Source organism: Alsobacter sp. P4_H11 (genome assembly GCF_056400925.1).
Map to the genome: position 1 here is coordinate 1 of NZ_JBFUKI010000017.1, position 25,024 is coordinate 25,024.

At 69.0% G+C, this 25,024-nt stretch carries 25 protein-coding genes; 13 read left to right on the forward strand and 12 right to left on the reverse strand.

Annotation, left to right across the window (positions count from 1 at the left end; genetic code table 11):
- The 3 genes from AC1DSZ_RS22770 to AC1DSZ_RS22780 all read left to right on the forward strand — a co-directional run.
- The coding region (locus tag AC1DSZ_RS22770; protein WP_476840602.1) for an OmpA family protein at positions 1 to 1,065 on the forward strand (1,065 nt) is incomplete at its 5' end.
- 131 nt (positions 1,066 to 1,196) lie between these two features.
- Entirely contained in the window at positions 1,197 to 1,394 is a 198-nt protein-coding gene (locus AC1DSZ_RS22775; RefSeq protein WP_188518416.1) for a hypothetical protein, read from the forward strand.
- Between the two features lie 93 nt (positions 1,395 to 1,487).
- Positions 1,488 to 1,937 carry a deoxycytidylate deaminase gene (locus tag AC1DSZ_RS22780; protein WP_476840603.1) on the forward strand — a complete coding sequence of 150 codons (450 nt, stop codon included), beginning with the start codon at positions 1,488 to 1,490 and terminating at the stop codon, positions 1,935 to 1,937.
- Here the strand turns inward: AC1DSZ_RS22780 and acpS are convergent, their stop codons facing one another.
- From acpS to rpoZ, 5 genes are all read right to left on the reverse strand, one after another.
- Positions 1,938 to 2,342 (reverse strand): holo-ACP synthase, encoded by a 405-nt coding sequence (gene acpS / locus AC1DSZ_RS22785; RefSeq protein WP_476840604.1) that lies wholly within the window; start codon positions 2,340 to 2,342, stop codon positions 1,938 to 1,940. It abuts the gene before it with no gap.
- Complete coding sequence (locus AC1DSZ_RS22790; RefSeq protein ID WP_476840605.1) at positions 2,339 to 3,091, reverse strand: pyridoxine 5'-phosphate synthase; 753 nt, start codon at positions 3,089 to 3,091, stop codon at positions 2,339 to 2,341. The genes acpS and AC1DSZ_RS22790 overlap by 4 nt, the downstream gene beginning before the upstream one ends.
- Before the next feature lie 4 nt (positions 3,092 to 3,095).
- Positions 3,096 to 3,680, reverse strand: coding sequence for an orotate phosphoribosyltransferase (gene pyrE, locus AC1DSZ_RS22795; protein ID WP_476840664.1), 585 nt, complete (start codon positions 3,678 to 3,680; stop codon positions 3,096 to 3,098).
- A gap of 142 nt (positions 3,681 to 3,822) precedes the next feature.
- Positions 3,823 to 6,030, reverse strand: a complete 2,208-nt coding sequence (locus tag AC1DSZ_RS22800) for a RelA/SpoT family protein (RefSeq protein WP_476840606.1) — start codon at positions 6,028 to 6,030, stop codon at positions 3,823 to 3,825.
- A gap of 181 nt (positions 6,031 to 6,211) precedes the next feature.
- Complete coding sequence (gene rpoZ, locus AC1DSZ_RS22805) at positions 6,212 to 6,607, reverse strand: DNA-directed RNA polymerase subunit omega (protein WP_188518421.1); 396 nt, start codon at positions 6,605 to 6,607, stop codon at positions 6,212 to 6,214.
- A 346-nt stretch (positions 6,608 to 6,953) separates the two neighbouring features.
- On the opposite strand from rpoZ, the gene AC1DSZ_RS22810 reads away from it, so the two are divergent.
- Both AC1DSZ_RS22810 and AC1DSZ_RS22815 read left to right on the forward strand, forming a co-directional pair.
- Positions 6,954 to 7,562 carry a LabA-like NYN domain-containing protein gene (locus AC1DSZ_RS22810; RefSeq protein ID WP_188518422.1) on the forward strand — a complete coding sequence of 203 codons (609 nt, stop codon included), beginning with the start codon at positions 6,954 to 6,956 and terminating at the stop codon, positions 7,560 to 7,562.
- Positions 7,563 to 7,671: 109 nt separating this feature from the next.
- Positions 7,672 to 8,277: a uracil-DNA glycosylase gene (locus AC1DSZ_RS22815; RefSeq protein WP_476840607.1), complete on the forward strand. Its 606-nt coding sequence runs from the start codon at positions 7,672 to 7,674 to the stop codon at positions 8,275 to 8,277.
- Between the two features lie 10 nt (positions 8,278 to 8,287).
- Here AC1DSZ_RS22815 and AC1DSZ_RS22820 read toward each other — a convergent pair whose 3' ends face one another.
- Genes AC1DSZ_RS22820 through mdoH form a run of 3 tightly spaced genes read right to left on the reverse strand, consistent with a single transcriptional unit; the run spans position 8,288 to position 11,882 of the window.
- Entirely contained in the window at positions 8,288 to 9,289 is a 1,002-nt protein-coding gene (locus AC1DSZ_RS22820) for a hypothetical protein (RefSeq protein WP_476840608.1), read from the reverse strand.
- The gene (locus AC1DSZ_RS22825; RefSeq protein WP_476840609.1) at positions 9,286 to 10,104 is read right to left on the reverse strand and encodes an FkbM family methyltransferase; all 819 of its coding nucleotides are present in this window, start codon (positions 10,102 to 10,104) and stop codon (positions 9,286 to 9,288) included. Before AC1DSZ_RS22825 ends, AC1DSZ_RS22820 begins: the two co-directional genes overlap by 4 nt.
- Positions 10,101 to 11,882 carry a glucans biosynthesis glucosyltransferase MdoH gene (gene mdoH, locus AC1DSZ_RS22830; RefSeq protein WP_476840610.1) on the reverse strand — a complete coding sequence of 594 codons (1,782 nt, stop codon included), beginning with the start codon at positions 11,880 to 11,882 and terminating at the stop codon, positions 10,101 to 10,103. Before mdoH ends, AC1DSZ_RS22825 begins: the two co-directional genes overlap by 4 nt.
- A 183-nt stretch (positions 11,883 to 12,065) precedes the next feature.
- Between mdoH and AC1DSZ_RS22835 the strand changes: the two genes are divergently transcribed.
- Genes AC1DSZ_RS22835 through AC1DSZ_RS22850 form a run of 4 tightly spaced genes read left to right on the forward strand, consistent with a single transcriptional unit; the run spans position 12,066 to position 15,284 of the window.
- Positions 12,066 to 12,971, forward strand: coding sequence for a zinc-dependent alcohol dehydrogenase (locus AC1DSZ_RS22835; RefSeq protein WP_476840611.1), 906 nt, complete (start codon positions 12,066 to 12,068; stop codon positions 12,969 to 12,971).
- A 15-nt stretch (positions 12,972 to 12,986) separates the two neighbouring features.
- Entirely contained in the window at positions 12,987 to 13,394 is a 408-nt protein-coding gene (locus AC1DSZ_RS22840) for a 6-pyruvoyl trahydropterin synthase family protein (protein ID WP_476840612.1), read from the forward strand.
- Positions 13,384 to 14,436 carry a glycosyltransferase family 4 protein gene (locus AC1DSZ_RS22845; protein WP_476840613.1) on the forward strand — a complete coding sequence of 351 codons (1,053 nt, stop codon included), beginning with the start codon at positions 13,384 to 13,386 and terminating at the stop codon, positions 14,434 to 14,436. The genes AC1DSZ_RS22840 and AC1DSZ_RS22845 overlap by 11 nt, the downstream gene beginning before the upstream one ends.
- Positions 14,433 to 15,284, forward strand: coding sequence for a methyltransferase (locus AC1DSZ_RS22850; RefSeq protein ID WP_476840614.1), 852 nt, complete (start codon positions 14,433 to 14,435; stop codon positions 15,282 to 15,284). The genes AC1DSZ_RS22845 and AC1DSZ_RS22850 overlap by 4 nt, the downstream gene beginning before the upstream one ends.
- A gap of 9 nt (positions 15,285 to 15,293) precedes the next feature.
- Here AC1DSZ_RS22850 and AC1DSZ_RS22855 read toward each other — a convergent pair whose 3' ends face one another.
- On the reverse strand, positions 15,294 to 15,836 hold the full coding sequence (locus AC1DSZ_RS22855; protein ID WP_476840615.1) for a cytochrome b: 543 nt from the start codon (positions 15,834 to 15,836) through the stop codon (positions 15,294 to 15,296).
- Positions 15,796 to 16,572, reverse strand: a complete 777-nt coding sequence (locus AC1DSZ_RS22860; protein WP_476840616.1) for a RibD family protein — start codon at positions 16,570 to 16,572, stop codon at positions 15,796 to 15,798. Before AC1DSZ_RS22860 ends, AC1DSZ_RS22855 begins: the two co-directional genes overlap by 41 nt.
- Before the next feature lie 125 nt (positions 16,573 to 16,697).
- On the opposite strand from AC1DSZ_RS22860, the gene ribA reads away from it, so the two are divergent.
- Both ribA and AC1DSZ_RS22870 read left to right on the forward strand, forming a co-directional pair.
- Positions 16,698 to 17,810, forward strand: a complete 1,113-nt coding sequence (ribA, locus tag AC1DSZ_RS22865; protein WP_476840617.1) for a GTP cyclohydrolase II RibA — start codon at positions 16,698 to 16,700, stop codon at positions 17,808 to 17,810.
- Positions 17,807 to 20,146, forward strand: coding sequence for a hypothetical protein (locus tag AC1DSZ_RS22870; protein ID WP_476840618.1), 2,340 nt, complete (start codon positions 17,807 to 17,809; stop codon positions 20,144 to 20,146). Before ribA ends, AC1DSZ_RS22870 begins: the two co-directional genes overlap by 4 nt.
- 78 nt (positions 20,147 to 20,224) lie before the next feature.
- Here AC1DSZ_RS22870 and smpB read toward each other — a convergent pair whose 3' ends face one another.
- Both smpB and dapA read right to left on the reverse strand, forming a co-directional pair.
- Positions 20,225 to 20,701: an SsrA-binding protein SmpB gene (gene smpB, locus AC1DSZ_RS22875; protein WP_188518431.1), complete on the reverse strand. Its 477-nt coding sequence runs from the start codon at positions 20,699 to 20,701 to the stop codon at positions 20,225 to 20,227.
- Between the two features lie 12 nt (positions 20,702 to 20,713).
- The gene (dapA, locus tag AC1DSZ_RS22880) at positions 20,714 to 21,607 is read right to left on the reverse strand and encodes a 4-hydroxy-tetrahydrodipicolinate synthase (protein ID WP_476840619.1); all 894 of its coding nucleotides are present in this window, start codon (positions 21,605 to 21,607) and stop codon (positions 20,714 to 20,716) included.
- Between the two features lie 318 nt (positions 21,608 to 21,925).
- Between dapA and AC1DSZ_RS22885 the strand changes: the two genes are divergently transcribed.
- Together AC1DSZ_RS22885 and AC1DSZ_RS22890 are read left to right on the forward strand one after the other, a co-directional pair.
- Positions 21,926 to 24,007, forward strand: coding sequence for a lytic transglycosylase domain-containing protein (locus AC1DSZ_RS22885; protein WP_476840620.1), 2,082 nt, complete (start codon positions 21,926 to 21,928; stop codon positions 24,005 to 24,007).
- A 75-nt stretch (positions 24,008 to 24,082) separates the two neighbouring features.
- Positions 24,083 to 25,015, forward strand: a complete 933-nt coding sequence (locus tag AC1DSZ_RS22890) for an alpha/beta fold hydrolase (protein WP_476840621.1) — start codon at positions 24,083 to 24,085, stop codon at positions 25,013 to 25,015.
- Positions 25,016 to 25,024: the final 9 nt, after the last annotated feature.

Genomic DNA, 25,024 nt, shown 5'->3' on the forward strand with positions numbered 1-25,024 from the left:
CAGCCGCCCCAGCCGCTCGCCGCGCCCGGCGCTCCACCCGCGCCCCAGCCCGGACAGGCCGCAGCGCCGCAGCGTGAGCGCCGCGGCATGAGCCCCGCGGCCGCGGCTGCGATCGGCGCAGCAGCCGGCTTTGCGGGCGGTTACATGGCGTCCGAAGGAGCGCGCTCCTTCGAGGACGTTCGCCAGCGCCGTCGCGAAACCGTGCAGGACGGCGTCACCGTCATCCAGGAGCCCGGTCGGCAGATCATCCGCGACGAGGACAACCGCGTCTTCCTGCGGCATGACGAAACCGAGCGCTTCCGCGAGCTGGGCGGGCGCGACGTCCGCACCGAGCGACGCGGCGGCGAGCAGGTGACCATCTACGAGCGCGACGGCGAGCAGATCGTCACCGTCACGGACGACAGCGGTCGCCTGATCCGGCGCAGCCGCCGGGACCGGGGCGGCCGCGAGGTGGTGATCATCGACAACGGCTGGCGCGCGGCGCCGCGCTCCTTCGAGGAGGACGTGATCGTGCTGCCTCCGCCGCCGCTTCGTATCCCGCGCGAGCGTTACATCGTGGACGCCGACAACGCCGACGAGAGCCTCATCTACGAAACAATCGCGGCTCCGCCGGTCGCCCCCATCCCGCGTCGCTACACGCTGGACGAGGTGCGCTACAGCCCGGATCTGCGCGCCCGCATGCGCAGCGTCGACGTCAACACGATCAACTTCGAGACGGGCTCCTGGGAGGTCCCGCCGGACCAGACCGGGCGTCTCCGCGCGTTGGCGCAGGCCGTGAAGCAGGCCATCCAGCAGAACCCCGCCGAGGTATTCCTGCTCGAAGGCCATACGGACGCGGTCGGGTCGGACGTCGACAACCTGTCGCTGTCGGATCGCCGCGCCCAATCGATCGCCGCGATCCTGACGCGGGACTTCGCGGTGCCGCCCGAGAACCTGACCACGCAGGGCTATGGCGAGCAGTACCTGAAGGTGCAGACCGAGGGGCCCTCGCGCGAGAACCGCCGCGTCACGCTGCGGCGCATCACGCCGCTGCTGAACGGCCAGAACGCCGCGCCGGCCGAGTAAGCGCTGCGCAACGTTGTCCGGAGGCGCCCCGCCATGGTGGGGCGCTTCTGGAACCTCAACCGCGGCAGCGGGATTGAGAGGGCGAACGGCGGTCTCGCGAGACTGCCCCACGCTTGAAGGAGCCTTTGGCGATGCGCACGCTGATTGGGATGATTTTCGGATTCATGCTCGCCGTCGGCGTGGCCTACGTCCACGACAACGGCGCACAGCCCGGCCAGAACATGGTGAACTGGGACGTCGCCCACCGGAGCTTCCAGTCCGCCACCGCGCAGGTCCAGGACGGCTGGCGCCGCCTCACCTCCAAGGTCGAGGAGAAGTCCACCATCTGAGCCGCCCACCTGGCTCGGATGAGGTCCGAACCCTGAGCGCTTCCGCGTCACGCCCGGCCTGCTAATCTGGCCTGGCGCAATTTGGGAGGCGACATGCGGGTCGGAGCGAACTGGGCGAAGGCGATCGCGGCCGCGGCGGGCAGCCCCAACCGCGTCCGCAAGGTCGGCGCAGTCGTGGCGACCGCGAACGGCACGGAAATCACCGGCTGCAACGACTTTCCGCCCGGCGTGCGCGACATTCCCGAGCGCCACGATGGAGACGGCCGCTTCGTCTGGATGGAGCATGCGGAGCGCAGCGCCATTCTGGAAGCCGCCCGCCGGGGCGTCGCCCTGCAAGGCGCTCACATCACCTCGACGTTCTTTCCCTGCATCGATTGCGCCCGCGCGATCGTGATGTCTGGTTTCCGCTGCCTGGACACGCTGGCTCCCGCCTACGACGATCCCGTGTGGGGCGTCGCGTTCGAGCGCTCGCGCGTCATCCTTGAGGAAGGCGGCGTCGAGCTGCGCTTTCTGGATCCCGCCGCATTTCCGGGCGGCGGCTGACTAAACCGGAAGCGGCCGGGCCTCGATCACCACGAAAGCCTGCGCCATCGGGTGCTCGTCCGTCATCGTGAGATGGACGACCGCCTCGTGCCCGGCCGGCGTAATGGCCTTCAGCCGCTCGGCAGCGCCGCCCGTGAGGTGCAGGGTCGGAGCGCCCGAGGGCAGGTTCACCACGCCCATGTCGCGCATGAACACCCCGCGGTTGAACCCGGTGCCCAGCGCCTTGGAGCAGGCCTCCTTGGCGGCGAAGCGCTTGGCGTAGGTGCCCGCCCTGTCGGCGCGCCGGTCGGCCTTGCGCTGCTCGATCGGCGTGAAGCATCGCTGGACGAAGCGGTCCTTGAAGCGCTCGAGCGACTGCTCGATCCGCCGGATGTCGCAGAGGTCCGAGCCGATGCCGATGATCATGCCCGCGCGCGCCCCGCCACCATGGCGTTGCGCATGCGGATGATGGCGGCGTCGAGGCCGACGAACACGGCTTCGCCGATCAGGAAATGGCCGATGTTGAACTCGAAGAACTCCGGCACGGATGCGAGCCGCTCGGCGGTGTCGAAGTCGAGCCCGTGGCCGGCGTGCATCTCCAATCCCAGAGAGGCGCCCATCGCGGCGCCCCGCGCCAGGCGCTCGAACTCGGCTTCGGCCCGCTCGTGCTCGCCATGCTCCACGGCGTCGCACCACGATCCGGTGTGGAGCTCCACCACGGGCGCGCCAAGCCGGGCAGCCGTGCGCAGCGCTGCCTCGTCCGCCTCGATGAACAGGCTGACCCGGCAACCGGCTTCGCCCAACCTGCGCACGATGGGAACAAGCTCGTTGTAGCCCTTGACGATGTCGAGGCCGCCCTCGGTGGTCCGCTCCGTCCGTTTCTCGGGAACGAGGCAGACGGCGTGCGGCTTCACGGCCAGCGCGATCGAAACCATTTCGTCGGTCGCGGCCATTTCGAAATTAAGCGGCTTGGAGATTTCGGCGTTCAGTCGACGGATGTCCTCGTCGCGAATGTGGCGCCGATCCTCGCGCAGGTGCGCGGTGATGCCGTCGGCGCCCGCCGCGATCGCCTGCAGGGCGGCGCGCACCGGGTCGGGCCGCCCGCCTCCGCGCGCGTTTCGCAGCGTCGCGACATGGTCGATGTTGACGCCGAGCCGGAGCGGAGGGAGCGCCATGACGTCAGGCTCCCAATCCGCGGCTGCCCGGCTTCACCGCCGGCAGCGCCGCGAGTTCGGGCGGCAGCGCATCGGCCGGATAGGCCGGTATGTCGAGCTGCGCCAGGCTCACCAGCGTCGTGCCGATGTCGGCCTTGCCGTTGGACCGGTCGATCAGGCAGGCCGCCCCCACCAGCGTACCGGGATGCTGCCGGATGGCGTCGATGCATTCGCGCGACGAGAGCCCGGTGGTGACGATGTCCTCCACCATCAGCACGCGCGCGCCCTCGGGGATCTGGAAGCCCCGGCGCAGCTGGAAACGCCCGTCCTCGCGCTCCACGAAGATCGCCTTCGCGCCGAGCTGCCGGGCCGTCTCATAGCCGGGCACGATGCCGCCGACCGCGGGTGACACTACCACGTCGATCTTGCCGAACGCGGCCGTCGCCTTCTCGGCCAGGGCCTTGCAGAGCCGCGCGGTCCGTACCGGGTCCTGGAAGATGAACATCTTCTGCAAAAACACCGGGCTGCGCAGGCCCGACGACAGAATGAAGTGCCCTTCCAGCAAAGCGCCAGCGTCTCGGAACTCGGCCAGGACCTCGTCTTTGGTCATCGTCATGCACCCCATCATCGCTCCCGACGCATCGCAGATGGGCGGTGCGGACGCAAGAGGATCGCGCGCGGCAAAGGGTCAGCCGCAATGGGCCCCCTCGCCCCGGAACGGGGAGAGGGCTGGGCGAGTGGCGGCCCCGGCCTCAGCCGTTCACCCGCCGCACCTCGCTCACCACAGGCTTGGCCTTGAGCTGGTTCATGATCGCGTTGAGATGCTTCAGGTTCCAGACTTCCAGGTCGATCACCACGTCGCGGAAGTCCGACGCGCCCTTGCCGCTCACCGATATGGAATCGATGTTGCCATCATTGTCGCCGATGATCTGCGCGATCTGGGCTAGCGTCCCCGGCTCGTTGATCGCCGTGATCTCGATCTGCGCCGGGAAGCGTTGCGGTTCGGTCTCGTCAATGTCCCAGCGCACGTCGAGCCAGCGGTCCGGCTGGTCGTCGAAGGCCGTCAGCGCCGGCGACTGGATGGGGTAGATCGTGATCCCCTCCCCCGGTGCGAGAATACCGACGATGCGGTCCCCCGGCACTGCGCCGCCATTGGGCGCGAAGCGCACCGGCAGGTCGCCGTTGAGTCCACGGATCGGGATGGAGCGCTTGGCCGAGCTTTCCACGCCCGGCACCTTGAACACGAGGCCCTCGGCTTTCTTCAGGCCAAACCAGCCGCCCTCGGTGCGGTCGGCCTCCGGGCCGGCGACGCGCTCCTCCTTGTAGTCGGGGTGCACGGCCTTCACCACGTCGCCCGAGAAGATCTCGCCGCGCCCCACCGCCGCCAGCACGTCCTCCAGCGATGTGCGAGCCAGCCGCGGCAGCGCCGCCTTCAGCTTCTCCTCCGAGAACGGCTTCTTGCCGCGCTCGAAGGCGCGCTCGACGATCTGCCGGCCGAGCCCAGCATACTGCTTGCGCACCGCCGCCCGCGTGGCGCGCCGGATCGCCGCCCGCGCCTTGCCGGTGACGACGATGGATTCCCACGCCGCCGGCGGCGCCTGCCCCGGGGCGCGCGCGATCTCGACTTCGTCGCCATTGTGCAGCTCCGACAGAAGCGGGACGATGCGGCCGTTGACCTTGCAGCCCACCGCCGTGTTGCCGACATCGGTATGCACCGCATACGCGAAGTCGATCGGCGTCGCGCCGCGCGGCAGCGCGATCAGGCGGCCCTTGGGGGTGAAGCAGAACACCTGGTCGTGAAACAATTCGAGCTTGGTGTGCTCGAGGAATTCCTCGGGGCTGTCGCCCTCCGCCAGCGTTTCTACGGTGCGGCGCAGCCACGCATAGGCGCGGCTCTCGCGCGCAAGCGCCGCCTGGTCGCCGCCGCGGCCGTCCTTGTAGAGCGAGTGCGCCGCGATGCCGAGCTCGGCCACCCGGTCCATCTGCTCGGTGCGGATCTGCAGCTCCACGCGCTGCCGTCCCGGGCCGACAACGGTGGTGTGCAGCGAGCGATAATCGTTCTGCTTGGGCGTCGAAATGTAATCCTTGAAGCGCCCAGGCACGCCCGGCCAGGTCGTGTGCACGATGCCGAGCGCCGCGTAGCAGGCCGCCACATCCGCCACGATGATGCGAAAGCCGAAGATGTCGGAAAGCTGCTCGAAGGAGACGGACTTGCGCTCCATCTTCTTCCAGATCGAATAGGCGCGCTTGCGCCGGCCTTTCACGACCGCCTTGGCCCCGAACGCGCCGAGCTTGCCGGTGAGTTCGCGCTCGATCTCCTCGATCACGGCGCCGCTCTTTTGCGACAACTCTTCCAGGCGCGCTGCGATCATGTCGTGCGCCTCGGGCGAGAAATGTCGGAAGGACAGGTCCTCCAGCTCCTCGCGCATTTCCTGCATGCCCATGCGCCCGGCGAGCGGCGCGTAGATGTCCAGCGTCTCCTCGGCGATGCGGGTGCGCTTCTCGGGCGGCACGAAATGCAGCGTGCGCATGTTGTGCAGCCGGTCCGCCAGCTTCACGAGCAGCACCCGCACGTCATCCGCGATGGCGAGCAGGAGCTTGCGGAAGTTCTCAGCCTGGGCGGCCTTCTTGGAAACGAGGTCGAGCTTCTTGATCTTGGTGAGCCCATCCACCAGCGCGCCGATCTCGTGGCCGAACAGCTGGTCGATCTCCTCGCGCGTCGCCTCCGTGTCCTCGATCGTGTCGTGCAGCACGGCGGCCACGATGGTGGCGTCGTCCAGCCGCAGCTCGGTGAGGATGGCGGCGACTTCGAGCGGGTGCGACATGTAGGGGTCGCCGGACGCACGCTTCTGCGTGCCGTGCGCCTTCATGGCGTACACATAGGCGCGGTTCAGCAACGCCTCGTCGGCGTTGGGATTGTAGCGCTTGACCCGCTCGACGAGCTCGTATTGCCGCATCATGGGCGGCTGGCCTTCCCCGAATCCGCGTTTTTCCGCATCGCCGATCGAGTATCGGGCTCAGGCCTCGCCTGCGCAACACGAAGTTCGGTAAGCCTTTGAAAACGTGACACAAGGCCGCGAGCGCAACAAAAAAGCCCGGCCTGCAGGCCGAGCTTTTTCGAAATCGCCAGGACGCAGAGGCTTACTCGCCTTCGTCGTCGGTCTCGGCCGGCGGCACGAGGCCTTCGAGGCCGCGCAGCAGGTCTTCCTCGGTCATGCGGTCGAACTCGACCGCCTTGTCGTCGCCGCCGCCGGTCGCTTCCGAGGAGGCGCCGATCATCGGCACGGACTCGGGCTCGGGCTCGTCAACGTCGACGTGCTTCTGCAGCGAGTGGATGAGGTCCTCCTTGAGGTCCTCGGGGATGATGGTCGTGTCCGCGATCTCGCGCAGCGCCACGACCGGATTTTTGTCGCGGTCGCGATCGATGGTCAGCTGCGAGCCCTGCGAGATCATACGGGCGCGATGGCTGGCCAGCAGCACGAGTTCGAAACGGTTGTCGACCTTGTCGATGCAATCTTCGACGGTGACGCGAGCCATGAATGCTCCGTTGTGCCCAGATGTGAAACAGCGCTTGAAGCGGAGCGACGGCTGATACACTCTTGCGGCGACTCGTGCAAGCGGTCGCCATACACGCTTAACGTCTGAAACGAAAATCCGCACGCAAACCGTGTGTTTGCCATATCCATAAGGTATATGCCTCCATCGCTTGACTTCTAAAACGTGTCGCTCATAACAATACGCAACTTTTGGTTGAATGCACCGCCAGCCGATTTTTTTGCGCATTGCAATGACGCGGACGACGCCGACCTGATAAAGCGACGGGGTTGATCCCGCTCCGCATTGGGTCGCGCGAGGCCGACGGCGGCAGAAATTGGGAAAAGCCATGCAAACTGAGCGAACCGCCCTCTTCATTGACGGGGCCAACCTTTACGCCACCGCGAAGGCTCTCGGGTTCGACATCGATTACAAGCGCCTGCTCAAAGAGTTTCAGACGCGTGGATACTTGGTCAGGGCGTTTTACTACACGGCCCTGATCGAGGATCAGGAGTACTCCTCCATCCGTCCGCTGATCGACTGGCTCGACTACAACGGCTACCGCGTCGTCACCAAGCCCACCAAGGAGTTCGTGGACTCCACGGGACGCCGCAAGGTGAAGGGCAACATGGACATCGAGCTCGCGATCGATGCGCTGGAGCTCGCGCCACACATCAACCACATGGTGCTGTTTTCGGGCGACGGCGACTTCCGGTCGCTGGTCGAGGCCATGCAGCGCCGCGGCGTGCGCGTCTCGGTTGTGTCGACCATCACGTCCCAGCCTCCCATGGTGGCGGACGAGTTGCGCCGCCAGGCCGACGAGTTCATCGACATCGTCAGCCTCGTTCCCAAGATCGGCCGTGATCCGTCCGAGCGGGCCGAGCGCCCGGCGCGGACCTTCGAGCGCCGCCCGATGCACCGTGACGCTCCCCTCGACGAGGGTGGCCACGACGTGTAATCAGCCCCGCATGGCTGCAGCTTTTCAACCCCCCGGGCCCTGCGGCGCCGGGGGGTTTTCGTTTCACCGGCACGATCCCGACCGCGACTGCCCCATCTGCCCCCGGCTGATGGATTTCAGGCTTGCGGCGCGACAACGCGAGCCCTCGTGGCACAACGCGCCGGTGCCGAGCTTCGGCGACCCGAGCGCGCGCCTGCTGATCGTCGGCCTGGCCCCAGGCTTGCGCGGCGCCAACCGCACCGGCCGCCCCTTCACGGGGGATTTCGCCGGCGACCTGCTTTACGGCACGCTCAGCGAGTACGGCTTCTCACGCGGAACCTTCGCGGCGCGGGCGGACGACGGGCTCGTCCTGGTGGATTGCTGCCTCACCAACGCGGTGCGCTGCGTCCCGCCGGAAAACAAGCCGACAGGGCCCGAGATCAACGCCTGCCGCCCCTTCCTGAGCGGCGTGATCGACGCCCTGCCCCGCCTCCGCGCCATTGTGGCGCTCGGCCGCATCGCGCATGAATCGACGCTGCGCGCGCTGGGCCGGCGGCTGGACGACCACAAATTCGCGCACGCGGCGCGCCACCTCATTGAGCGCCCCGACAGACCTCCGCTGACGCTGTTCGATAGCTATCACTGCTCGCGCTACAACACGTCCACCCGCCGCCTCACGCCGGAGATGTTCCGGAATGTGTTCCAGGCCGTACGGGCGGAACTGGACCTGGGCTGAACGAAACCGCTCAGGGTTTCGCCGCGCCCGGAAGCGCGGCCGGCGGAGCTGCCGAGAAATGGCTGAACACCATGTCGGGCGCGCTGGTGTTGTGCCGTGACGCGACGAGCCGCCCGGCCCAGAGCTCGGTTGCGTCCGCGCCCTTCCAGTCCAGGATCGGGCTCTCGCCCCAGCCTTTGGCGCCCGGCGCGCGCCAGGCCGTACGGGCGACGTCGCAATTGTATTCGGTGGCGTACATCGAGCGCAGCGCCGCGAAGGGCGCCTGTCCGGGCATGGCGCGGTCGAAGCCGACATCCAGGATCTGCCGGTCCGGATCGATGGTGGACAGCCGCAGCGTCGCCGACCCGCCGGCCGCGAATGAGATCGTGAAGGTCCGCGACGCGGGATCGAAGCTGACCTCCCGCAGGGCTACTATCGGGCGCTCCTGCACCTCCACGGGACCGACCAGGAACGAGCTCCCATAAGCGCTCCACCGCATGTGGGCGGGCGGCAGCGGGCGCGCACGCCAGTAGCCGTCGGGCGGGTAGATCACCAGGATCTCCTCCGCGCGCTCCTGATGCAGCATCCAGAGTTGCACCACGTGCAAGCCGTGCTCGACACGGTCGCCGACGCGAAACGGAACGTCCGCGGGGCGCCAGAACGACGGATAGGCATAGCCGGTCAGCCAGAACTCGGTGCTTTCGAAGAACGTCACCCGACGCGCCTTGGCGGCGAAGGACGGATCGCTCGACATGTCGCAACTGGTGAAATCAGGCGCCCAGCGGTCCGCCACGATGGAGCCGATGAAGGCCGGGTGCACGGCCTGGATGCGGCAGCTCCGCACGTCCGGCGAGGCGAAGCGCAGTTCGATATTGTCCTTTTCGGCGCACAACACCGGCTCGCTCAGGTTGGTGACCCGCACCGCGAGATCGTCCGACGCAGCCGCCGCGACGGCCGGGGATCGGCGCAACGCCGCGCCGGCGACGCCGCCGATCGCTCCGGCCAGGCAGGCTCGGCGGGACAGGAGTGTCATGCGGGAGTCCTTTCGGCCGGGTGCGCCGCGGCGCCGTTCAGAAACGCGTAGACGTCGCCGGAATTGGCGGCGGCCGGCAGAGCGTCCAGATAGCGCCGGACCTCGGCGATCCCGACCGGCGCGCCGAACACCATGCGCTGGGTCTCGCCAAGCGCCACGTCGAAACGATAGTCGCCCAGCGCCTCCAGCCGGTCCAGCGCCGCCTGGGCGACATCGCGCTGGATGGTGGTGAACTCGAACGACAAGGCCCGGATCGGCCGCGAAAGTCCGGCCAGAACCTCGTTCTCGAAGCCCTCGACGTCGATCTTCACGAAAGCGGGCTCGCCGAAGCGCCTGACCAACGCGTCGAGCGTGGTCAGCGGCGCGGATACGACATGATCCCACACCTGACCCTCCCAGCCCGGCGCGCCATCTGTCGCTTGCACGAAGGCGCCCGAAGCGGTCGAGATGGTCGGGTTGCGGCTGTTGACGCGCAGCGCGATCGTGCCCTCAACGGCCCCGCAGGCCGCTTGAACCAGCGTCGTGCCCCGATCCAGCGCGGTGAGCATGCGCACCACCGCGGCGGGCCCGGGCTGCGGCTCCAGCGCGACCACGCGGGCGCCGAGGCGGCGGAAGCTCAGGACCCGGTCGCCCACATGCGCGCCGATATCGAACACGAGGTCGCCGGGGCGGATGAAGCCGCCATACAGCGCATCCATGGCGCGCCGATGCGCGAGGTCGAGATGGTACACCCGGACGGAGCGCGCGAGACCGCTGAACGTCGCCCAGCCTCGCGCCAGAGCGGGGCGCAGGCCGGTTTCGCCGGAGGGCGTCATGCGGCTTCCAGAACGGCCGGCTCGGCGGACCTGGACCCCAGCGCGCGGATCTCCGGCGGGGTCTCGATCTCCTCCGGAATGGCCCCGAGCCCGCGCGCCGTGAGCCAATCCTCGAAGCGCGGATCGGCCGTCAGCACCGCGAATGGGATCGCCAGCGGGTAGCCGATGAGAAGCGGCAGCCCGAGCAGCGCCGCCATGGGGGCGTTGACGAGCAGCAGGAGCAGCGCCGCCGAGCCGAACGCCGTTGGGGCCCAGAGCCCGCGCGCGGCCGTGCGCCACGACAGCGCATGCGCGTCCCGCTCCTGGCCGCTCCACTGCACGGACCGGCCGAACGGCAGCCCGACCATGAACTGCGTCACCCGGAACGTCGTGATCGCGCCGAGCAGAAACGAGAACAGGATCTCCGCGCCGGCGCTGGCCAGGAACCGCAGGGCGCCGCCATAGCGCCGCGCGCCGCCCCGGGTCAGCAGCACGTCCAGAATGCCTGCGAGCTTGGGCGTCAGCGACATCAGCAGAAACGCGCCATACACGACCATGGCGGGCTTGGCCGGGTAGCCGGCCGCCAGATCGGCGGCTTCGAACGGCTTCAGGGCCGCAAGCCCGAACATCAGCGTCCAGGCCGGGACGCCGAGAAACATCAGGATCGCCCAGGCGAGCTGGAAGCGGCTCATGAACTTCAGCTCAGGCAGGCCCACCAGCCGCCAATACTGCATGTTGCCCTGGCACCACCGCAGATCCCGCCGAATGAAGTCGAGCACGGTCGGCGGATTTTCCTCCCAGCTTCCACCCTCGACGGGAAGCACCCGCACTTCGTAGTGCGCGCGACGCATCAACGCCGCCTCGACCTGGTCGTGCGACAGGATAGGCCCGCCAAGCGGCGGCTTGCCGGGCAAAACCGGGAGGTGGCAGTGCTGAATGAAGGGTCGGATGCGCACCAGCGCGTTGTGCCCCCAGAACGGTCCGCAATCGGCGCCCCACCAGGCGCTGCCCATCGTGTAAGGCCGCATGCCCTGGCGCATGCCGAACTGGAACAGGCGCGCGAAGCCGCTCGTCGCCGGCAACCCGACCACGAGGCTCTGCAGAATGCCGAGCCGGGGCGACGCCTGCATGATCCGCACGAGCTTCACGACGCTTTCGCCGCTCATCAGACTGTCGGCGTCGAGCGGCAGCATGAAGTCGTAGTCCGCGCCCCAGCGATGGCAGAAGTCGCGCAGATTGCCCGCCTTGAAACCCTCGTTCACGGCGCGGTGGCGGTAGAACAGCCGGTGCGGCGTGTCGTCGTTCTCGCGCCAGACGTCGAAATTCGCCTGCTCTGCCGCGATCACGGCCGGATCGCTGCTGTCGCTCAGCACGAAATAAGAGAAATGAGCCCCCTCGCCCGTGGTGTCGATGCTGGCCTTCACGATGGCGAGCCGTCGGAAGGCGCGGGCCGAATCCTCGTTGCGCAGCGTCAGCAATACCGCCACGCGGGCCCGCACCGGATCGTCGCCATCGCCCGTCGCCGCAAAAGGGGCCACGGCGTGCAATCCATAGCGGCGCCCGTGCAGCAGCCAGAGGCCCAGCACGGCGTTCCAGAAGCCGAGCACGCTCCAGGGTGCGGCCAGCACGAAGCACCCCATCATGAGCATGTCGATGACGGTCCAGCCGCCCGACCCGAGCACGGCCGCGAAGGTGAGGCCGAGCGCCAGGAAGGTGAAAAGGTTCAAGCCGAGAACGACGCGGCGGCGCACCGCGAGTTCTTGGGTTGACTGAAACCCGGCCGGAGTGATCGATGCCATGGAGCCTTGGATGTCGGAGGCGTGCGGGGGCGAAGCGTGGATCGGCAGGAAACGGGAAAGACGCCTTCGGGACAAGCGCTTTTCGGCGAAGCCGCAGGCGAGTCCCCAAGCGACGCTCCCCGGTCCGGCGCCCACGCGCTGTGGTACGTCGGCCCGGGACGCGCGGATCTTCGTTCGGCGACCTTGCCGGCCATCGCCGCCGGTGAGGTGCGGGTCCGCACGCTTTGGTCGGGCGTGAGCCGCGGCACCGAGCGCCTCGTCGCAGCGGGGCGCGTGCCCCAAGGCGAGTGGCAGCGCATGCGGGCGCCCTTGCAGGACGGCGACTTCCCGTTCCCGGTGAAATACGGCTACTGCGCGGTGGGCGTGGTGGAGGAAGGTCCCGACGACCTCCGGGGGCGAACAGTATTCGCCCTGCATCCGCATCAGGACTATTTCACCGCGCCAATCGGCCTTGTGGCCCCTGTCCCCTCCGGCGTGCCGGCGCGCCGCGCGATCCTGGCCGCCAACATGGAAACGGCGCTCAACGCGGTATGGGATGCGGCGGTCGGACCATCCGACCGCGTGATCGTCGTGGGAGGCGGCCTCGTCGGCATGCTGGTCGCCGCGCTGGCGGCCCGCATTCCCGGCGCGGACGTCACCGTGGTGGACATCGACCCCGCAAGGGCGCCGGTCGCCCGGGCGCTGGGCTGCGCCTTCGCGCTCCCGGACGAGGTGGGAGGCGACGCCGACGTGGTGTTCCACGTCAGCGCCACTGCGGCCGGCCTCTCCTGCGCGCTGGATCGCGCCGGGCAGGAGGCGACGGTGGTGGAAATGAGCTGGTATGGCGACCGGGACGTCGCCGCCCCGCTTGGCGGCGCGTTCCACAGCCGGCGGCTGCGCCTCGTCTCGTCGCAGGTCGGGGCCGTATCGCCCGGCCGCAGGCCGCGCTGGAGCCACGCCCGGCGGCTCGGAGCGGCCCTGAAGCTGCTCGACGACCCGAGATTGGACGCCCTGATCACCGAAGAGGTCGCATTTCGGGATCTGCCGGCCGCATTGCCGCGTATCCTCGCCGCGGGCGCGCCAGGCCTGGCCACCGCCGTTCGTTACTGACATCTGGAGAAGCGCATGTACGCCGTCGAAGTTCGCGACCACATCATGATCGCGCACAGCTTCAAGGGGGAGCTGTTCGGGCCCGCCCAGCAGCTGCATGGCGCGACCTTCGTGGTTGACGTCGCGTTCTTTCGCGAGACGCTCACCTCCGACAACGTCGTGGTGGACATCGGCCGCGCGCACGACGCCCTGAAGGCCACTCTCGCACCGCTGAACTACAGCAATCTCGACGAGGTCGAGGCCTTCAAGGGCCAGCAGACCACCACCGAGTTCCTGTCGCGCCACATCTTCGACGCCATGGCGGCTGAGGCCCGCAAGGGCGAGCTCGGGCCGGGCTCGGACGGCATCGTGAAGATCCGCGTCACGCTGCACGAATCCCACGTGGCGCGCGCCTGGTTCGAGGGGCCGGTCGGTGGCGCCTGACGTTTTCTTCGCGATCCCGGGCGACGTCGACACGCCGACCGGCGGCTACGCGTATGATCGCCGTGTTTTGGCGCTGCTGCCTCAGCATGGCGTCGCGGCGCGCCATCTCGCCTTGCCAGGCTCCTTCCCTTGGGCCTCGGTCAGCGACCTCGCCGAAACGCAAAGCATATTGCAGAACACGCCGGACGGAGCCGTGCTGCTGATCGACGGGCTGGCGCTCGGCGCCATGACCGATCTGGTTCTCACCAGCGTTTTCAGGCCCATCGTGGCGTTGGTTCATCATCCGCTTGCGATGGAGACGGGGCTCTCCGACCGCCAGCGCCGGGCTCTGGCGTCGAGCGAACGCGCCGCCCTCGCCCGCGCGCGGCATGTGATCGCCACCAGCCCCGAAACGGGGCGCTTGCTGGTCTCCGACTTCGGCGTCCCGCCCGACCAACTCACCGTGGCGCTCCCCGGCTGTGATCCCGCGCCGCGCGCCACGGGCTCGCACGAAGCCGCGCCGGTGCTGCTGGCGGTAGGGGCGGTGAGCCCCCGCAAAGGCTACGATGTCCTGATCGGCGCGCTGGCGACGCTGCGCGACCGGCCCTGGCGCCTGCGCATCCTCGGTGCGACGGATCGCGATCAGGCCGAGATGACCCGGCTCGCCAACCTGCTGGAGACGCACGGCCTGACCGACCGGGTGCGCTTCGAAGGCTCCCTCTCCGGCCAGGCGCTCGAAAACGCCTACGCGACCGCCGACATGTTCGTGCATGCCGCGCATTACGAAGGCTACGGCATGGTCCTCGCCGAGGCCATGGCGCGCGGGCTGCCGATGGTGGTGTCCACGGGCGGGGCGGCCGGCGAGACCGTGCCGGACGGCGCGGCCCTCAAGATTCCGCCCGGAGACGCGCAGGCGCTCGCGGCTGCGATCTCGACCGTGCTGGACGACCCGCAAAGGCGCAAGACGCTCGGCGAAGCCGCCTGGCGGGCCGGCCAGGTCCTGCCCAGGTGGGACGACACGGCCGCCACCATCGCGGGCGTGCTGAAAAGGATCGGCGCATGAGCGGCTTCGACCCCACCTGGCTCGCGCTGCGCGAACCTGCCGATCACGACTCCCGCAACGCCGACCTGCAGGACAAGGTCGCGGCCCGCTTCGGCAAGCGCCGGGACCTGCTCGTCCTCGATCTGGGTTGCGGCACGGGATCCAACCTGCGGGCTCTCGCCCCGCTTCTGCCCGAGCACCAGTTCTGGCGGCTGGTCGACCACGACCCTGCCCTGCTGGAGGCCGCGCGCGAACGCCTTCAGGCTTGGGCGGACGAGGCAGAGGGCGGGCCGGGTGGCGAGCTCATCCTCACCAAGGGCCCGCGCACGATCCGGGTCCGGCTCGAACAGGCGGACCTGCGGGCGGGCGTCGCCCCGCTACTGAACCCCGCCCCTGGCCTCGTCACGGCCTCGGCGCTGTTCGACCTCGTCTCGCCCGGATGGATGGCCGGTTTCGCCCGGGATGTCGCGGCCAGCAAGGCTGCTTTCTACACCGTGCTGACTTATGACGGCGAAGCCGCCTGGGACGACCCGCCCCACCCTGCCGACGCGGCCGTGCTGGAGGCGTTCCACGCGCACCAGCGCGGCGACAAGGGCTTCGGCGCCGCGGCCGGTCCGGACGCCGACACGGCGCTCCGACAGGCCTTCGAGGCGGCTGGCTACGTTTGTGAGGAGGCCGACAGCGCCTGGGTGCTCGGCCCTGCCGAGCACGCCCTCATCGGCCAACTCGTGAGCGGCATCGCGCAAGCCGCCGCCGAGGCCGGACCAATCCCGGCCGAGGACGCGCAGGCCTGGGCGGCGGCGCGGTCCACCTCCCGCCGCGCCGTGATCGGCCACAAGGATCTCTTCGCGGTTCCAAGGAAGCGCTGAGCCGGCCGCTCAGCCGCCCGGCAGCATGCGCCGCAACACGCCGTCGCGGCTGATGAACACATGCTTCAGCACGCCCGCGAGATGCAGCGCGACCAGACCGGTGAGGATGAAGCCGAGCACCTTGTGGACGCCCAGGATCCGCGCGGTGGTCTCCTCCGACCCCGTGAAAGTGATCGGAATCGGAATGGTCCAGAACAGGTTGACGGGCGCGCAGCACATTGAGGTTCCGATGAAGCCAAGGATCGGCATCGCGAACACGATCACGTACATGGCCCGGTGCACCCACGTGGAAAGCGTGCGCTCGAAGGGAGACAGCCCGTCCTCGGGCGGCGGCGCGCCACGGGTGAGCCGCACCACCACCCGCACGGCGACGATCAGGAACGCGATAATTCCGACCGACTTGTGCACCTCGTAGAGCGCGTTGGTCAGCGCCCCCTCGCCCAGCCGCACCATCGTGAACGCGACGGGCACGAGGATGAACACGCAGGCCGCCGTGAGCCAGTGCAGCCACTTAGCGGCTGGCGAATAGCCGTCCGGTTTCGCTTTCGACATCGCTCGCCCTTCCCTGTCTCAGGTCGCAGTCGAACAGCACGTCGCCGTCCGCGAAGACATGCACGCGTGTCGCCGGCCGGCGCGCGCGCGCCAGCACGGGCTCGGGCGCCAGATCCAGCGCCAGGCGCCCGGCCCCGATGATCAACGGCGCCACCAGCACATGGAGGCGGTCCACCGCGTCCGCGTCCATGAAATGCGAGATCGTCCTGGCGCCGCCCTCGATCAGAATGCGGCGCATCCCCCGGCGAAACAGCGCCTCGACCACCTCGCCGGGCGCGATCACGCCCTCGCCTTCCACCACGATCTCCTCCACCCCATCCGCCGCCCGGCCCCGCTTGCGGGTGACCAGCAGGCGGCGCGCCCCGTCTGCGGCGAAACAGCGCGCATCCGCGGGAACGCGCCCATTCGGGTCCAGAACGACCCTGGCGGGGCTTTGTCCCGCGCAGCGGCGAACGGTGAGCTGCGGATCGTCGGCCAGAACCGTTCCGACGCCCACCAGCACGGCGTCCACGTGCGCCCGGATTCCATGAAGATGATCCAGCGCGGCCGAGCCGTTGATGTAGCGGGATTCTCCCGTCACGGTTGCGATCCGCCCGTCCAGCGATTGCCCCAATTGGGCGATCACATAGGCCCGGTGGCAAGCAGCCAGCCGCAACGGCGCGAACACATCCGCGTCATCGCCCAGCGTGCGCCGCTTGATTTCTGCATCGGTCGCGTGTGAATCCTGCTCAGGCATATATGCTCCCACGGCGCCGCTCGCGATTGACGGAGGCGTTTAGCTTGAAAGCCGGCGTCGCCAGCCTAACCTATGGCGGGAGCGCTGCGCTGGCGAGACGGGTCGGAAAAGGTTCGCGTCGACACATGGAACACCCTTCGCCTCTCGCCCACGCTTTCGGCGATCCCGCGCACGCCGCCGTTGAGCGCGCCATCGCGGAACTGCGGTCCGGCCGCCCGGTCACCATCGTGGATGGCGAACAGGCCCTGATCGCCATCGGGGTCGAGGCCCTCGACGAAACGGTCGCGCGCGCGCTGGATGACCTCGGCGCAGCCCATCTGGTGCTGCCGTCCGCCCGCCTGCGGCGCCTCGGCGTCGAGCGGCTCGGCCCCGGCATCCTGGCCCTGCCGCAAATCGACCTCGCCCGGATCGAGATGCTCGCCCTGAAGATCGACGCCCGCATTGATGCCCCGGTGGGGCCGGCCGGCCCGCTCGACGGCGTGGCGCTTGAACTCGCATCGCTCACCCTGATCCTGCCCGCCATGGTGGCGGTTCCGATCAAGCCGGAGCTCGCGCCGCTCGATCTCCTGCGCGTGCCGGCCGAAGCCGTGCGCTGCTACCGCCGGGGCCTCGCCCGTACCATCCGCGCCGTCAGCCGCGCGCCCGTTCCGCTGGAGGGCGCGCCCGAAACCGAGTTCGTGGTGTTCCGTGGCGGCGAAGGCCTCCGCGACCAGGTCGCGATCCTGATCGGGCGGCCCGACCTTTCGAAGCCGGTCCCGGTCCGGCTTCATTCCGCCTGCCTGACGGGCGATCTCTTCGGCAGCCTGAAATGCGACTGCGGCGACCAGTTGCGCGGCACCGTGAAGTTCATGTCCGAGAATGGCGGCGGCGTGCTGCTCTATCTCGACCAGGAAGGCCGCGGCAACGGCATCGCCAACAAGATGCGCGCCTACAAGCTGCAGAGCCAGGGCTGGGACACCTACGACGCCGACGAGTTGCTCGGCTTCGGCCTCGACCAGCGCCGCTTCGATTTCGCCGCCGAGATGCTGAAGCAGCTCGGCGTCTCTCAGGTCGCCGTATACACCAACAATCCGCTCAAGATCGCGGCCCTGCGCAGCGCCGGCCTCGAAGTGGTGGAAGACCGGCGCGCCTATGGCCGGCAGACCACCGAGAACGTGCTCTACCTCGCCTCCAAGCGCGACCGCGCCGGCCATTTCATCGATCTCGACGACCTGGCGGCGCATCGGCCAGCGGAGTGACTTCCACAACGGGGATCGCCGCGCCCGCTGCGGCACCCGGGCCGGAGCGCTGGCCGCTGCTGCGAGCCGCGCTGTTCGTAGCCCTGGGTTGGCTGACGCTCTCCTGGCCGTGGCTCTCCGGCCGCGTCACCGTTCCGTGGGACGCGAAGGCGCATTTCCAGGCGCAACTGCAATTCCTGGCGGACAGCCTCCATCGCGGCGAGGCGCCGTTCTGGAATCCCTTCGTGTTCGCCGGGCAGCCGCAGATCGCCGACCCGCAATCGCTGATCTTTTCCCCGCCGCATCTCCTGCTGGCGCTGCTCGATCCTTCGCCCAGCCTGGAGGCGGCGGACGGCGTCGCGCTTGGCATGCTGCTGCTCGGCGGCCTCGCCATCCTGCTCCTGTTCCGCGACCGTGGCTGGCACTGGGGCGGCGCCGTGGTTGCGGCGCTCAGCTTCGCATTCGGCTGTTCTGCGGCCTGGCGCATCCAGCACACCGGGCAGGTGCTCAGCCTCGCCTACCTGCCGCTCGCCTGGTGGGCGCTGGAGCGTGCGCTTGACCGGCGCTCCCTCGCCTACGGCATCCTTGCCGGCGTGGTCGCGGGCTTCATGGTGCTTGGCCGCGATCAGGTCGCGCTGATCGGCGTGTACCTCCTGGCCGGCGTCGTGCTCTACCGCTGGGCCTCGGCCGCGAGGCCGCTGGCAGCTATCCGGGCCAGCATCGCTCCGCTGGCGGCCGGAACGATCGGGGGCGTCCTCGTGGTCGGGCTGCCGCTGGTCATGACGGCGCTTCTGGCCGGCGACAGCAATCGCCCGGCCATCGACTATGAAGGGGCGGCGCGCGGTTCGCTCCACCCCGCTTCGCTCCTCACCGCCTTGGCGTCGAACCTGTTCGGGACGGACGGCCCGCTGGTAGACTTCTGGGGCCCGCCGAGCCCGGCGTGGGGCCCGGTCGACCTGTTCCTCGCCCGCAACATGGGCGACGTGTACTTCGGCGCCATCCCGCTCATCGCCATCCTGGCCTTGGGCGTCGCTGGCCGGGCTTTCGCAGCCCGGGAGATCCGCTTCACGCTCGTGTCGACGGCCCTGCTCCTGCTCTACGCGCTGGGACGCTACACGCCCGCCTTCGCGCTGATGTTTCACCTGCCTGGCGCGAACCTCTATCGTCGCCCCGCGGACGCGACCTTCGTGATCGGCGCGCTCGCCGCCATCCTGGCCGGCTATGGCGTGCACCGCCTTCTATCCGGATCGCTCGCCAAGCTTTCGCCGAGCTCGATCGCGATTGGCGCTGCGCTGACACTCGGCGGCCTCGCGGCTTGCGTCGCGACCGCCTGGGCGAAACATCGACTGGGCGCCGCCGTGCCGCCTCTCGCGATTGCTGTCGTGTCGCTGGCGGGAGCCGCGATCCTCCTGTGGTTGGCCGCGCGCCTCGCGCCGAAACGGCCGACACTGGCGGTGGCGCTCCTCACGCTCGGGCTCGTAGTCGACCTCGCGGTCAGCAACGGCCCAAACGAATCCACGGCCCTGCCCTCAGCCACCTACGACGTGCTGCGCGCCGACAGCCGCAACCCGACCATTGCACTTGTAAAACAGAAGCTCGCCGCCGCCGCCGCGCCGGACCGCCGCGACCGGATCGAACTCGCCGGCGTCGATTTCCATTGGCCGAACGCCAGCATGGTGCATCGGCTGGACAATACGCTGGGCTACAACCCGGTCCGCCTGGACCTCTACAGCCGGGCCACCGGCGCCCAGGATCACGTCGCGCTGCCGAGCCAGCGCACATTCTCTCCGCTGATGCCGGGCTACCGCTCGCGCCTCGCCGACCTGCTCGGCCTGCGCTTCATCGTCACCCGCGGCGACGTCGCCGAAATCGACCCGGCGCTGGAGCCCGGCGACCTCGACGAGATCGCCCGCACGGTGGATGGGCGCATCTACGAGAACCCGCGCGCTTTGCCCCGCGTGCTTTTCGCCGCCGAGGCTCGCAAGGCCGACTTCGAGGCGCTGCTCGCGAATGGCCGATGGCCGGATTTCGACCCGGCCCGCACGGTCCTGCTGCAGGATGCCCCCATCGCGAAGCCGCTGGCGCTGGGCCCCGCCGGCAAGGTCGCGATCAGGCGCTACGCCAATACGCAAGTCGTCGTGAGCGCGGCCTCCACGACGGGCGGCTACGTGGTTCTCAACGACGTGTGGCACCCCTGGTGGTTCGCGGAAGTCGACGGCCAGCCTGCGCCCCTGCTCCGCGCCAACGTGATCTTCCGGGCCGTGCTCGTGCCGCCTGGCGACCACGAGGTCCGGTTCGTATTCCGCCCGTTGGCTGGCGCATGGGATGAACTGAAAAGCCGAATCCGGGGACACTGATACGCCGTGCGCGTAGCCTCTCCCCACCAGGGGAGAGGGACAGGGTGAGGGCCGGCCGTATATTGAGCGCCCGCGCCCTCAGCCTTTCTCGCGCATGAGCCGGGATTTCTCGCGGTCCCAGTCCCGCTTCTTCTCGGTCTCGCGCTTGTCGGCGACGTTCTTGCCCTTGGCGAGCGCGATCTCGACCTTCGCGCGGCCCTTTTCGTTAAAGTAGATCTTCAACGGCACCAGCGTCATGCCCTCGCGCTGGATCGCAGCCGTGAGCCGGTCGACCTGTCGCCGATGCAGCAGCAGTTTGCGCGGCCGCTTGGGGACGTGGTTGAACTTGTTGGCCTCGAGATATTCAGGGATGTAGGCGTTGACGAGAAAGATCTCGCCGTTCTTCTCGCCCGCGTAGCTCTCCCCGATCGTGGCCTTGCCGCCGCGCAGCGACTTGACCTCCGTGCCGGTCAGCATGATGCCGGCCTCGAAGGTCTCGCCGATATGATAGTTGAACCGCGCCTTGCGGTTGTCGGCCGCGATGGTGTTGTTCGGGTCGTCCTTGCCCTTCGACATCGTGTCCTGTTCTCAGCCGTTCAGCAGCCCGGCATGCGTCAGCGCAGAACGAATGACCGCCTTGGTTGGTTCGCTCACCGGCACCATCGGCAGGCGCACGTCCTCGAACATCCGGCCCAGCGCCGACAAGGCGTATTTCGGGCCCGCCGGGTTCGGTTCGACGAACAGCGCCGCATGCAGCGGCATCAGCCGGTCCTGGATCGTCAGCGCCGTGGCGAAATCACCCGCCAGGCAGGCGTTCTGGAATTCCGCACAGAGCTTGGGAGCGACATTCGACGTCACCGAGATGCAGCCGTGCCCGCCATGCGCCATGTGGCCCAGCGCGGTGGCGTCCTCGCCGGTCAGTTGGATGAAGTCCGGCCCCATTGCCTGCCGCTGGAGGCTCGCGCGATCGAGCTTGGCGGTGGCGTCCTTGACGCCCGCAATGTTCGGCAGCTCCCAGAGCCGCTTCATGGTCTCGACCGACATGTCGATCACCGAGCGCGGCGGGATGTTGTAGATGATGATCGGGATGCCGATCGCGTCGTTGATGGCCTTGTAGTGCTGGTAGAGCCCTTCCTGGTTGGGCTTGTTGTAGTAGGGCGTCACCACCAGCACGGCGTCCGCGCCGGTCTTCTCGGCGTAGCGGGCGAGGTCCACCGCCTCGGCGGTGTTGTTGGAGCCCGCGCCGGCGATCACCGGCACGCGGCCGCGCGCCTGCGACACGCACCACTGCACCACCTGCCGGTGCTCCTCGTGCGACAGCGTCGGGCTCTCGCCGGTGGTGCCCACCGGGACCAGCCCATGCGTGCCGTTTTCGATCTGCCAGTCGACATGGGCCCGGAAGGCGGCCTCGTCGAGCTTGCCGTCCCGGAACGGGGTCACCAGAGCCGTGAAAGACCCCTTGAACATACGGCTCGTCTTCATTCCGGCGGTTCCCTTCCCTGCCCGGCCTTTACCGGCCGAACCTTCGCGCTGGCGTACACATAAACGCTTGCGGCGCGCCAGAAAAGGGAAAGCCCGCGCGGGTTCGTCCGGCGTCCTGCCGTCGCCGCCTTCCCGCCACGGTCGTCCGTCATTGCAAGCAGGAATTAGACACGGTGAAGTTGTTGGTTCACCATTCGTAAACGAGACCGGCCCAGTGTGGTCGGGGGCAACCACTCAGGTGACGCAATGGCCCGATCTCGAACTGCGCGGCTAACCGCCGTCCTGTTCGCCTGTGCGGCGCTACCAGCATCGAGCGTGGTGACGCGATCGGCGGACGATTCCATCCTCGCCTATGCGCGTCTGGACACGGACGTGACCGGGCTTGCGGCGAGCATCATCCCTGTCGCGGCCACGACGGGGTCTCTCGGCGACCATGCGCCCGCGCCTGTCGAAACGCCCGCCTCAGTTGCGCCAAGCGCGCCGGTTCTCGCCACGCCGCCGAAGCCGGCGGTCGACATGGCGGCGCTGAAGGGCGCCATCGATCTCTACCGCAAGGGCGACAAGGCGGCCGGCGACGCCGCTGCGGCCGCCATCGCGGACCCGACCGCGCGCAAGCTGCTGGAATGGGTGGCCATCCGCTTCGTGTCGCGAGACCTCGGCTTCGCCCGGATCGACGACTTTATCCGCTCCAACCCGGACTGGCCGACGCAAAAACTGCTGCGCCGCCGCGCCGAGGAGGCGCTCGTGGCCGCGCGGCTCGACACCAAGACGGTGCGCGCCTTCTTCAAGGCGCATCCTCCGCTCACCGCGGGTGGCAAGATCGCCCAGGCGCGCGCGCTGATCGAGGACAACAAGCCGACCGAGGCCGCCGCCTTGATCCGCGCCGCCTGGCGCGCCGACGAGTTCGGCCCCGACATGGAGAGCCGTTTTCTCGAGGCCTTCCCCGAGCTGATCGACGCCGCGGACCATCGCGCCCGCATGGAGATGCTGCTCTTCAACGAGGACTGGACCGCAGCGCTGCGGGCCGCCAACAAGGCCGGCCCGGACGCCGTGAAGCTCGCCAAGGCGCGGGTCGCGGTCGGCCGCAGCGACTCCAAGGCCGCCCAGGCGCTCGAGGAAGTTCCGAAGGAACTCCGCAAGGACCCCGCCTACCTGTTTGCCAAGGCTCAGCTTTTGCGCCGGCAGGACAAGATCGTCGAAGCCGGCAAGGCGCTGGCCGCCATCCCGAAGGACGCCGTGCGCCCCGGCGACGCCGACGCCTGGTGGGCGGAGCGCCGCCTCGTCGCCCGCAAGCTGCTGGACGCGGGCGAGCAGAAGCTCGCCTACGATGTCGCGAGCGGCATGCCGTCTGATTGCCCGGCGGAAGTCCGCGCCGACGCCGAATTCCATGCCGGCTGGATCGCGCTGCGTTTCCTCCATCAAACGGCCGCGGCCGAGAAGCACTTCGCCGAGATCGCCAAGGCGGCGTCGACGCCGATGACGATCGCGCGCGCCGCCTACTGGCAGGGCCGCGCCGCCGAGGCGGCCGGGAAATCCGGCGAGGAGTTCTTCCGCAAGGCCGCGCAGCACGGCATCGCGTATTACGGGCAGCTCGCCCGCATGAAGCTCGACATTGCCGAGCTCCCCGTCCGCCGCGTGCTGCCGAGCGAGCTGACGCTGCCGAGCCAGGTCGCGGCGCTGCGGGCCGTGCGCCTGCTTTATGACGCCGACGCGCGCGACGTCGCCCAGCCGCTTCTCGCGGATCTCGCCAAAACCCTCGACGATCCCGCCGAGCTCGACGCCCTGGCGCGCATCCCGGCCGAAAAGGGCGACGCCCGCGCGCTGCTGATCGTCGGCAAGGCGGCGACGCAGCGCGGTTTCCCGCTGGATGACAGGGCCTTCCCGACCATCGGAGTTCCGGACATCGAGCTCGGCGCGAACGCGGTCGAAAAGCCGCTCGTCTTCGCCATCGCCCGGCAGGAGAGCGCCTTCGACCCCAAGGTCGTTTCCTCCGCCGGCGCGCGCGGCCTCATGCAGCTCATGCCGGCCACCGCCAGGCAAACCGCCCAGCGCACCGGCGTGGGCTACGACGCCGACAAGCTCACGGCCGACCCGGCCTACAACGCCCGGCTGGGCGCCGCGCACCTGGGCGACCTCGTCGGCGACTGGAAGGGCTCGTACATCCTCACCATCGCGTCCTACAATGCGGGCGGCGGCAACGTCCGCAAGTGGATCGAGGCCTATGGCGACCCGCGCTCGTCCGGCATCGATCCGGTGGACTGGGTGGAGCGCATCCCGTTCACGGAGACGCGCAACTACGTCCAGCGCGTGATGGAGAACCTGCAGGTCTACCGCACGCGGCTGACCGAGCGTTCCGCCCTGCTGATCGGCGAGGACTTCAAGCGCGGCGTGAACCGCTGAGCCACGCCGCCCTCTAGACGCTCGACAACCGCGCCGCCGCTCCCCACCATGCGCCCGCATCAGGAGCGACGGCGCATGACGGACGATGGGTATCGCAGCATCTTCACCACCGCGCAGGATGGCCTGTCGCTGCATGCGCGGGACTACGGCGTGCGCAGCTCCGCGCGCCTGCCCATCGTTTGCCTCGCGGGATTGACCCGCAACAGCGTCGATTTCCACGACCTCGCTCTGGCGCTGGCCAACCACCGCCACCGGCCGCGTCGCGTGGTGGCGCTCGACTACCGCGGCCGCGGCCAGTCCGCCTGGGATCCCGAGTGGAAAAACTACGACGTCCGGATCGAGGTCGGCGACGTCATGGCCCAGCTCGCCGCGCTCGGCGTCGAGGAGGCCGTTTTCGTCGGCACGTCCCGAGGCGGCCTGGTCACGATGGGGCTGGCGGCCGCGCGCCCGGCGGTGATCCGCGCCGCCGTGCTCAACGACATCGGCCCCGTGATCGAGGCCAAGGGCCTGATCCGCATCCGATCCTATGTTGGCAAGCTGCCGGCTCCGCGCACCATGGCGGAAGCGGCTGATTATCTCCGCCACATCTCGGATGCGCGCTTTCCGGCGCTGGCTGCAGAGGATTGGGAGGTGCTGGCGCGCGGCTCCTTCGTGGAGCGCGACGGCAAGCTCGCGCCGAGCTACGACCCCGCCTTGATGAAGCCGCTCGCGAGCCTCGATCTCGAGGCCGCCTTGCCGACCCTTTGGCCCCTCTTCGCCGGCCTCTCGGCCGTTCCGGTGCTGGCGATCCGGGGAGAGCATTCCGACCTGCTGACGCCCGAGACGCTGGACGCCATGGAGAAGGCCCATCCCGCCCTGCAGCGCTGGATCGTGCCCGGCCAGGGACACGCGCCCCTGCTGCGCGACGCGCCGACCGTGAACCGGATCGCGGCCTTTGTGGCCGCGGTCGAGGACGGGCTCACGGTTCCTCAAACCGAGGCCGCGGGCGTATCGGCGGCCCCGAACTGAGCGCAAACG